Genomic DNA, 9,579 nt, shown 5'->3' with positions numbered 1-9,579 from the left:
ACCCGTCCAGGCGGCTGCGCAGGAAGCCGTACGACGACATCCACGCGTCGTTGAAGATCTTGGACATGTAGCCCCGCCCGCCGTCGGGCAGCAACACCACCACGATCGAGTCGGGCCCGGCCTGCTCGGCGACCTTGAGCGCGGCGACCACCGCCATGCCGCACGACCCGCCGACCAGCATCGCTTCCTCGCGGGCCAGCCGCCGGGTCATGTCGAACGAGTCGGAGTCGGACACCGCGATGATCTCGTCGGGCACCGTCCGGTCGTACGCCTGCGGCCAGAAGTCCTCACCGACGCCCTCCACCAGGTAGGGCCGGCCGGTGCCGCCGGAATACACCGACCCTTCGGGGTCGGCGCCGATGATGCGCACCGCGCCGCCGGACACCTCTTTGAGGTAGCGGCCGGCGCCGGTGATCGTCCCGCCGGTGCCGATGCCGGCGACGAAGTGGGTGACCTTGCCGTCGGTGTCGGCCCAGATCTCCGGGCCGGTGGTTGCGTAGTGGCTGGCCGGGCCTTCCGGGTTGGCGTACTGGTCGGGCTTCCACGCGCCGTCGATCTCGGTGACCAGCCGGTCGGAGACGCTGTAGTAGCTGTCCGGGTGGTCGGGCGGTACGGCGGTGGGGCACACGACGACCTCGGCGCCGTAGGCCATCAGGACGTTGCGCTTGTCCTCGCTGACCTTGTCGGGGCAGACGAACACGCACTTGTAGCCGCGGTGCTGGGCGACGAGGGCCAGCCCGACGCCGGTGTTGCCCGAGGTGGGTTCGACGATGGTGCCGCCCGGTCGCAGCTGTCCGCTGGCTTCGGCGGCGTCGATCATCTTGACCGCGATTCGGTCCTTCGAGCTGCCACCGGGATTGAGGTATTCGACCTTGGCCGCCACGATGCCGGCGCCGTCAGGGACGACGGAGTTCAGCCGCACCAGCGGTGTGCCGCCGATGAGGTCACTGATGTGCTGAGCGATCCGCATGCATTCATCGTCTCAGGCGGATTCGCACGGCGCACAACCGCTGTGCGGCGTCTACTCCGTGGCCTCGCGAATGTAGTCGCCGATCTGGCGCAGCGAGCGCACGGCCTCGGGCACCATCGGCGCGGCCAGTTGGAAGTCGTGGACCTGTCCGGGCCACACCCGCACCTCGGCCGGCACGCCCACCGCGGCGAGCCGGCTCGCCGCCAGCCGCGCGTCGTGCAGCAGCACCTCGGAGCCCGACACGTGAATCAGCGTGCGCGGCAGGCCCGGCTTGATGTGGTCGAGCGGCTCGTAGACCTCTTCGGGCTTGCCGTCGACGATGTTCTTCCCGGCCGCCGTCGCCACCAGCTCGGCGAGCGCATCGAACGCCCCGGCCGTGAACATGGCATCGGTCTCGATGTTGGGGTGGGCCTGCTTGGGTTCCTTGGCCAGCTGCAGCAGGGGCGAGATCGCCACCAGCGCCGCGGGATCCTCGCCCTCCTCCTGCAGGCGCTGGGCCAGCGTGAGCGCGAGGTAGCCGCCGGCGGAGTCACCGGCCAGCACGATCTGGTCGGGCTGGTATCCGCGCCGCCGCAGCCAGCGGTAGGCGTCGTGGCAGTCGTCCAGCGCCATCCCCACCGAATTCTTCGGCAGCAGACGGTAATTGACCACCAGGATGGGCGAGTCGGCGAACTTCGACAGGGCTTCGACGAGCCGGCCGTGGGAGTTGGCACCACAGGTCAGAAACGCGCCGCCGTGCAGGTAGACGATCACGCGGCGGCTGCCGTCGGCGGGCAGCACCCCGGGCGCGCGGACCAGCTGCGCCGAGGCGTGGGGCAGCTTGATGGTCTCGCGGACGGTGGCCGACGCGGGGATCAGCACCCGGGCCGTGAGGTCGATGAGACCCCAGGGCCATGGCAGGTTGGGGACGTGACTGCCGACGGACAGGATCGGCCGGATGGTCAGCCGTGAGGTGAGGTTGGCAAGTCGCGCGGCCACGCTGGGCCCGGACTCCAGGACCTCGACCGGCGCGCCGTCGCTGATCGCGAACTTGCGCGCCTGCGCTCGGCGGGCCTTGAGGACGTCATGTGGCCGAGCGGTATTTGCCGACGACCCCGATTCCTTGCTAGGTGCGGTCATGCTCAACACTTCCTACGCCGTTGTAGTGCGATACAGCATGTGACGAGGCGACCGAGCGTCTGGTTCAGCCGTTTGCCAAGGCGCTCAGCCATCCCTTGTCTTCAGCTTGACAGCGGTTGCTTAGTGCAACGTAGGACATTGCTGATTTGATACCGGTTTTGCTTCGCACCGTGATCAGTTCGTTTTCCAGCCGCCCGCGCGAACGTCGAAGCCGCTCTAAAATCGATTGCGTGACCATGCGGGTGCCACGCCGTTCGGCGATCGCCCTGGCCACAGCGGGCGCGCTGGCCTCAACAGGAACCGCCTACCTGGGGGCACGCAGTCTGTTGGTCGGCCAGGCCACTCATGCGCGCACGATCATTCCGAAGTCCTGGGACATCCCGCCCCGCGCGGACGGCGTGTACGAGCGCGGCGGCGGGCCGGTCCAGCGGTGGCACCGCGGCATGGCGGTCGACTCGCACCTGATGATCTTCGGTGACTCGACCGCCGCGGGATACGGCTGCATGAGCGCCGACGAAGTGCCCGGGGTGCGGATCGCCCGGGGCCTGGCCGAGCAGACCGGCAAACGAATCCGGTTGAGCACCAAGGCGATTGTCGGGGCCACCTCCAAGGGCGTGTGCGGGCAGGTCGACGCCATGTTCGTGGCCGGCCCGCCGCCGGACATCGCGGTGATCATGGTCGGCGCCAACGACGTGACCGCGCTCAACGGCATCAGCCAGTCGGCGCAGCGGCTGGCACTGACCGTCCGCAAGCTGCGCGCCCGCGGCGCCGTGGTGATCGTCGGCACCTGCCCGGACCTCGGATTCATCAGCGCCATTCCGCAGCCGCTGCGGTCGCTGGCGCACGAGCGCTGCCTGCAGCTGGCCCGCGCCCAGACCGCGGCGGTCCGGTCGGCCGGCGGCGTGCCGGTGCCGTTGGCGCAGCTGATGGCCCCGCAATTCCGCGCGACACCCGAGGCCATGTTCTCCGCCGACGGCTATCACCCCTCGGCACCCGCCTATGCGCTGGCGGCCGACGCGCTGCTGCTCGCCCTCTGCGACGCGCTGGGCGAGAAGGTCGAGCGTCCACCGCTGAGCCCGCCGGTGCCCGCGGCGGCGCCGGTGCTCGGTCAGCGGCACACCCGCAGCAGTGTCATGTCGCGGCTGTGGCGGCGTCCGGCGCCCGGACCTGCCCCGTCTTCGTGCCCCGAGGTCGGCAGCGACTAGATTTGTTGTCGCCGGTCGGAGCGGACCCACCACCCGGTGCCAAGCGAGCCAGCCCCATCTGTGGGATCTGCAGGATCTGAAGGGAACAACCATGCCTGAAGCCGTCATTGTCTCAACCGCTCGCTCGCCGATCGGCCGCGCGATGAAGGGGTCGCTGGTCAACATGCGCCCCGACGACCTGACCGTCCAGATCGTGCGCGCCGCACTCGACAAGGTGCCCGCACTGAACCCCCACCAGATCGATGACCTGATCCTGGGCTGCGGCCAGCCCGCCGGCGAATCCGGATACAACCTGGCGCGGGTCATCGCCGTCGAACTCGGCTACGACTTCCTGCCGGGCACCACCGTCAACCGGTACTGCTCGTCGTCGCTGCAGACCTCCCGGATGGCCTTCCACGCGATCAAGGCCGGTGAGGGCGACGCGTTCATCTCCGCCGGTGTGGAGACCGTCTCCCGCTTCGCCAAGGGCAGCGCCGACTCCTGGCCGGACACCAAGAACTCGCTGTTCGGCGAGGCCCAGGAGCGGTCGGCCGCCGCGGCCGAGGGCGCCGACGAGTGGCACGACCCCCGCGCCGACGGCAACGTGCCCGACGTGTACATCGCGATGGGGCAGACGGCCGAAAACGTCGCCCTGCTGACCGGCATCAGCCGCGAAGACCAGGACCACTGGGGTGTGCGCAGCCAGAACCGCGCCGAGGAAGCGATCAAGAGCGGGTTCTTCGAGCGGGAGATCACCCCGGTGTCCCTGCCCGACGGCACCACGGTGAGCACCGACGACGGCCCGCGCCCCGGCACCACGTACGAGAAGATCAGCCAGCTCAAGCCGGTGTTCCGGCCCAACGGCACGGTCACCGCCGGCAACGCGTGCCCGCTCAACGACGGCGCCGCCGCGGTGGTGATCACCAGCGACACCAAGGCCAAGGAACTCGGCCTGACGCCGCTCGCGCGCATCGTGTCCACCGGGGTCAGCGGCCTGTCCCCGGAAATCATGGGCCTGGGCCCGATCGAGGCGACCAAGAAGGCGCTGGCGCGCGCCAACATGTCGGTCAGCGACATCGACCTGTTCGAGATCAACGAGGCGTTCGCCGTCCAGGTGCTGGGTTCGGCGCGTGAGCTGGGCATCGACGAGGACAAGCTGAACGTGTCCGGTGGGGCGATCGCGCTGGGCCACCCGTTCGGCATGACCGGCGCACGCATCACCACCACGCTGCTCAACAACCTGCAGACGCACGACAAGACGTTCGGCCTGGAGACCATGTGCGTCGGCGGCGGCCAGGGCATGGCGATGGTGATCGAGCGGCTGAGCTAGGCCGCTGCTCGTCAACTGGGCGCCCGGCGCGGTGAGTGTGAAACCTGGGCGGTGAGTGTGAAACCTCGGCGACGACACGCCGAGTAACCCCGCCGCCGCTTCACACTCAACGCCGCCGCTGCACACTCAACGGCGGCACTGCACGCGAAAGCGCTCCAACACGAAAAGACCGGCACGCCAAGGGGGCGTGCCGGTCTTTTCGTTGACGAGAGCTAGTCGTTCTGCAGATAACTCAGCAGACGCAGGATCTCGATGTACAGCCACACCAGCGTCACGGTCAGGCCCAGGGCGATACCCCATGCCGCCTTGTCCGGCGCGCCGGCGCGGACCATCTGGTCGGCCGCATCGAAGTCGATCAGGAAGCTGAACGCCGCGATCGCGATGCACACCAGCGAGAAGATGATGGCCACCGTGCCGCCGCTGCGCAGGCCCAGGCCGGTGCCGCCGTTGACGTGGAACATCGCCAACACGAAGTTGCCGAGCATCAGGGCCAGCACGCCGAACATCGCGGCAACCAGCATGCGGGTGAACTTGGGCGTCACCCGGATCGCGCCGGTCTTATAGACGACGAGCATGCCGAAGAACACCCCGAACGTGCCCAGGACCGCCTCACCGATCAGCGCCCCGGCGTTGGCGTTGGACACCGAGAAGTTGGCGAAGACGAACGAGATCGCGCCCAGCACCAGGCCCTCGAGCACGGCGTAGCTCAGCACGATGCCCGGGTTGTCCTGCTTGCGGCCGAAGGTGGCGACCAGCACCAGGACCAGGCCGCCCAATCCGCCGATCAGCGCCAGCGGCATGGCCAGCGCCACGTCGCGGGCGACCAGGAAGTAGGAGACCACGGCGGAGATCGCCAGCACGGCCAGCGTGATGCCGGTCTTGGTGACGACGTCGTCGATGGTCAGCGGACGCGAGGCTTTGGCCTCCTGGTACGGGGCCGCGTAGGGAGCCGCGTAGGGGTCGGCCCCATACCCCTGCATCGGGGGCGCGGCCGTGCCGAATTGTGCGTATCCGCCCCTCTGCTTAGGCAGCGAACGAAATACCGGGTTGCTTGTCTCCCGCACCGTCGGATCCTCTCTAATTGGCTTCGAGCTGTGCGAACACAATCTCAACGATCGGCGTTGCGCCCTGGTTCCCAGCGGACCTGGGCGTTTTCCGGTGTATTTCCGGCTCTATATAGCCTCCGCCGTTGTCGTCGCGTTAAAGATAACCCTTACCCGCGGGTACTGCGCCGGTCGTGACGATCTAGATTTCTTCCTCGAGGCTGGACCGGCTTGAGGGAGGCGAAAGCGTGACCGACGGATCCGATGAGGTTCTGACCGAAGTCGAGGGAAGCGTCGGCTTGATCACTCTCAACCGCCCCAAGTCGATCAACTCGCTGAACCAGCAGATGGTGGACGCGCTGACCGCCGTCCTCACCGACTGGGCCGACGACGACGCGGTGCGCGCGGTGGTGCTCTCAGGCGCCGGTGAACGCGGGCTGTGCGCCGGCGGCGACGTGGTGTCCATCTATCACAGCGCGCGCAAGGACGGGGTCGAGGCGCGTCGCTTCTGGCGCGACGAGTATCTGCTCAATGCCCAGATCGCCGAGTTCGCCAAGCCCTACGTGGCGTTGATGGACGGCATCGTGATGGGTGGCGGCGTGGGCGTCAGCGCGCACGCGAACACCCGGGTGGTCACCGACACCTCCAAGATCGCCATGCCTGAGGTCGGCATCGGCTTCATCCCCGACGTCGGCGGGGTCTACCTGCTGTCGCGGGCGCCCGGCGGTCTGGGCCTGCACGCCGCGCTGACCGGGGCGCCGTTCTCCGGAGCCGACGCCATCGCGATGGGCTTCGCCGACCACTACGTCCCGCACGGCGACGTCGAGGCGTTCCGCCGCGCGGTGATCACCGACGGCGTCGAGCGCGCACTCGACAAGTACACCGTCGAACCGCCGGCCAGCGAGCTTGCCGCGCAACGTGATTGGATCGACGATTGCTTCTCCGGCGATACCGTTGCGGACATCGTCGCCGCGCTTCGCGGGCACGGCGCCGCCCCGGCCGAGGACGCCGCCGACCTGATCGCCACCCGCTCCCCGGTAGCGCTGTCGGTGACCCTGCAGGCGGTGCGGCGCGCGGCCGGCCTCGAAACGCTCAAAGACGTTCTGGTGCAGGACTATCGGGTGTCGTCGGCGTCGCTGCGCTCACACGATCTGGTGGAGGGCATCCGCGCACAGCTGATCGACAAAGATCGCAACCCGAAGTGGTCCCCGGCGGAGCTGTCCGCGGTCACCGCGGCCGACGTCGAGGCGTATTTCACCCCGGTCGACGACGACTTGAGTTTCTAGAAAGGCGGTTTGGATGACAGAGGCAGATTACGAGACCATCCTCGTCGAACGCGACGACCGCGTCGGCATCATCACCCTGAACCGGCCGAAGGCCCTCAACGCGCTCAACACCCAGGTGATGAACGAGGTCACCAGCGCGGCAGCGGACTTCGACGCCGACCCCGGTATCGGGGCGATCATCATCACCGGCTCGGCCAAGGCGTTCGCCGCCGGCGCCGACATCAAGGAGATGGCCGAGCTGTCCTTCGCCGACGCCTTCGGCGCCGACTTCTTCGCCCCGTGGAGCAAGCTCGCCGCCGTCCGCACCCCCACCATCGCCGCGGTCGCCGGCCACGCGCTGGGCGGTGGCTGCGAGCTCGCCATGATGTGCGACGTGCTGATCGCCGCCGACACAGCGAAATTCGGCCAGCCCGAGATCAAACTCGGTGTGCTGCCGGGCATGGGCGGCTCCCAGCGGCTGACCCGCGCCATCGGCAAGGCCAAGGCCATGGACCTGATCCTGACCGGCCGCACCATCGGCGCCGAAGAAGCCGAACGCAGCGGTCTGGTGTCGCGGGTGGTGCCGGCCGACGACCTGCTGACCGAGGCCAAGGCCGTCGCGACCACCATCTCCCAGATGTCGCGGTCGGCTGCCAGGATGGCCAAGGAGGCCGTCAACCGCGCGTTCGAGTCGACCCTGGCCGAAGGACTTCTCTACGAGCGCAGACTCTTTCACTCGACGTTCGCGACGCAGGACCAGTCCGAAGGGATGGCGGCCTTCGTCGAGAAGCGCCCACCGAACTTCACCCACCGCTAGGACGCGTACATGAGCGAACGGGTTTCCGCGACCAACACCGAGGCAGCTCACCTCCCGGCCGACGCCGTCGAGGAGTCCGCGGGAGCCGAGCCGGACGCCGCGCCGGCACCGGTGGCCGCACCGCGATTCGGTCGCGCCGCGCCCACCCTACCGTGGACCGAAAAGCCTTGGTGGGTAAGGCATTACACGTTCACCGGCACCGCGGTGGGTTTGGTCTTCATTTGGCTTTCGCTCACACCGTCGCTGCTGCCGCGCGGCCCGCTGTTCCAGGGGCTGGTCAGCGGGCTCTCCGGCGCCATCGGCTATGGCCTGGGCGTGTTCGCGGTCTGGCTGGTGCGCTTCATGCGCGAAAAGGATCACAGCCCGGCGCCGCCAGGCTGGGCGTGGAAGGTGCTGATCCCGATCGGCGTGGTGGGCCAGGTCCTCATGGCGATCTGGTTCCACGTGTGGCAGGACGACGTGCGCGACCTGATGGGCGTGGCGCATCTTCAGTGGTACGACTACCCGCTGGCCGGGGTGCTGTCGGTGGTGGTGCTGTTCACGGTGGTCGAGCTGGGCCAATTCACCCGCTGGCTGGTCAGGGTTTTGGTCGACCAGGTTGACCGGTTCGCACCGTTTCGGCTCTCGGCCACCATCGTGGTCGTCACGCTGGTGGTCCTGACCATCACCCTGCTCAACGGCGTGGTGCTCAAGTTCGCCATGCGGACCATGAACCACACCTTCGCCTCGGCCAACGAGGAGATGAATCCCGACACCGCTCCCCCGAAAACCCCGCTGCGATCCGGTGGCCCGCAGTCCCTGGTGTCCTGGGAGTCGTTGGGCCGCGAGGGCCGCGTCTTCGTCGAGGGCGGCCCGACGGTCGAGCAACTCGCCTCCTTCAACGGAGCACCGGCCATCGAGCCCATCCGCGCCTACGCCGGATTGGACTCGTCGAAGGGCATCACGGCCGCCGCCGAGCTCGCGGCACAGGAGTTGGCGCGCACCGGCGGACTGCGGCGCGCCGTCGTCGCGGTGGGCACCACCACCGGCACCGGCTGGATCAACGAGGCGGAAGCCTCGGCGCTGGAATACATGTACAACGGCAACACCGCGATCGTGAGCATGCAGTACTCGTTCCTGCCGAGCTGGCTGTCGTTCCTAGTGGACAAGGAGAACGCCCGGCACGCCGGGCAGGCCCTGTTCGAGGCCGTCGACAAGCTGATCCGCCAGCTGCCCGAAGCCCAGCGACCCAAGCTCGTGGTGTTCGGCGAGAGCCTGGGATCGTTCGGCGGCGAGGCGCCGTTCTTGAGCCTGAACAACGTGCTGGCGCGCACCGACGGGGCGTTGTTCAGCGGGCCGACCTTCAAGAACACCATCTGGACCGATCTGACGTCGACCCGTGACGGCGGGTCGCCGGAGTGGTTGCCGATCTACCAGGACGGCAGGTATGTCCGATTCGTCGCTCGCGCAAAGAATTTGACGCGTCCCGACGCGCCGTGGGACCACCCGCGGGTGGTGTATCTGCAGCACGCGTCGGATCCCATCGCCTGGTGGACGCCCGACCTGTTGTTCAGCAAGCCCGACTGGCTGAACGAACCGCGCGGCTATGACGTGCTGCCGCAGACGCGCTGGATTCCGGTCGTGACCTTCCTCCAGGTGTCGGCCGATATGGCCGTGGCGGTGGATGTCCCCGACGGCCATGGCCACCGCTACGTCGCCGACGTCGCCGACGGCTGGGCCGCCGTGCTGTCACCGCCCGGCTGGACCCCGGACAAAACCGCGAAACTGCGCCCGCTGCTGCACTCGGACGAGACGGCCTAGGGCCAGACGACCCAGAGCCAGCGGCGGGCGGGCGAGCCGGTGTTCGCGGAC

8 protein-coding genes are annotated in these 9,579 nt (G+C 68.4%); 5 read left to right on the top strand and 3 right to left on the bottom strand.

The features are described 5' to 3' along the window. Together A5622_RS23490 and A5622_RS23485 are read right to left on the bottom strand one after the other, a co-directional pair. Positions 1–970: cystathionine beta-synthase (locus A5622_RS23490; protein ID WP_066881541.1), on the bottom strand; the 970-nt coding region annotated here is incomplete at its 3' end. Positions 971–1,021: 51 nt separating this feature from the next. Beyond that, the gene (locus A5622_RS23485; protein WP_066860612.1) at positions 1,022–2,089 is read right to left on the bottom strand and encodes an alpha/beta hydrolase fold domain-containing protein; all 1,068 of its coding nucleotides are present in this window, start codon (positions 2,087–2,089) and stop codon (positions 1,022–1,024) included. Between the two features lie 242 nt (positions 2,090–2,331). Between A5622_RS23485 and A5622_RS23480 the strand changes: the two genes are divergently transcribed. Further along, on the top strand, positions 2,332–3,294 hold the full coding sequence (locus A5622_RS23480; RefSeq protein WP_156749322.1) for an SGNH/GDSL hydrolase family protein: 963 nt from the start codon (positions 2,332–2,334) through the stop codon (positions 3,292–3,294). A 91-nt stretch (positions 3,295–3,385) separates the two neighbouring features. Further along, entirely contained in the window at positions 3,386–4,603 is a 1,218-nt protein-coding gene (locus A5622_RS23475; protein WP_066881533.1) for an acetyl-CoA C-acetyltransferase, read from the top strand. Between the two features lie 212 nt (positions 4,604–4,815). Here the strand turns inward: A5622_RS23475 and A5622_RS23470 are convergent, their stop codons facing one another. After that, positions 4,816–5,667: a Bax inhibitor-1/YccA family protein gene (locus A5622_RS23470; RefSeq protein ID WP_066860603.1), complete on the bottom strand. Its 852-nt coding sequence runs from the start codon at positions 5,665–5,667 to the stop codon at positions 4,816–4,818. 227 nt (positions 5,668–5,894) lie between these two features. Between A5622_RS23470 and A5622_RS23465 the strand changes: the two genes are divergently transcribed. The 3 genes from A5622_RS23465 to A5622_RS23455 are packed head-to-tail and all read left to right on the top strand — an operon-like array spanning position 5,895 to position 9,528. Continuing rightward, positions 5,895–6,932, top strand: a complete 1,038-nt coding sequence (locus A5622_RS23465; RefSeq protein ID WP_066881531.1) for an enoyl-CoA hydratase/isomerase family protein — start codon at positions 5,895–5,897, stop codon at positions 6,930–6,932. Between the two features lie 13 nt (positions 6,933–6,945). Further along, complete coding sequence (locus tag A5622_RS23460; protein WP_066881528.1) at positions 6,946–7,728, top strand: enoyl-CoA hydratase; 783 nt, start codon at positions 6,946–6,948, stop codon at positions 7,726–7,728. A gap of 9 nt (positions 7,729–7,737) precedes the next feature. Beyond that, the gene (locus A5622_RS23455; RefSeq protein ID WP_066881526.1) at positions 7,738–9,528 is read left to right on the top strand and encodes an alpha/beta-hydrolase family protein; all 1,791 of its coding nucleotides are present in this window, start codon (positions 7,738–7,740) and stop codon (positions 9,526–9,528) included. Positions 9,529–9,579 lie beyond the last annotated feature (51 nt).

This window comes from Mycobacterium sp. 1245801.1 (assembly GCF_001673055.1).
GTDB lineage: Bacteria > Actinomycetota > Actinomycetes > Mycobacteriales > Mycobacteriaceae > Mycobacterium > Mycobacterium europaeum_A.
This window is presented reverse-complemented; position numbering and strand designations above follow the sequence as displayed.

What these genes read in the sequence shown, in the direction of transcription:
- A5622_RS23460 (WP_066881528.1), top strand. Translation starts at nt 6,946, where the DNA reads ATGACAGAGGCAGATTACGAGACCATCCTCGTCGAACGCGACGACCGC.
- A5622_RS23455 (WP_066881526.1), top strand. Translation starts at nt 7,738, where the DNA reads ATGAGCGAACGGGTTTCCGCGACCAACACCGAGGCAGCTCACCTCCCG.
- A5622_RS23485 (WP_066860612.1), bottom strand. Translation starts at nt 2,089, where the DNA reads ATGACCGCACCTAGCAAGGAATCGGGGTCGTCGGCAAATACCGCTCGG.
- A5622_RS23475 (WP_066881533.1), top strand. Translation starts at nt 3,386, where the DNA reads ATGCCTGAAGCCGTCATTGTCTCAACCGCTCGCTCGCCGATCGGCCGC.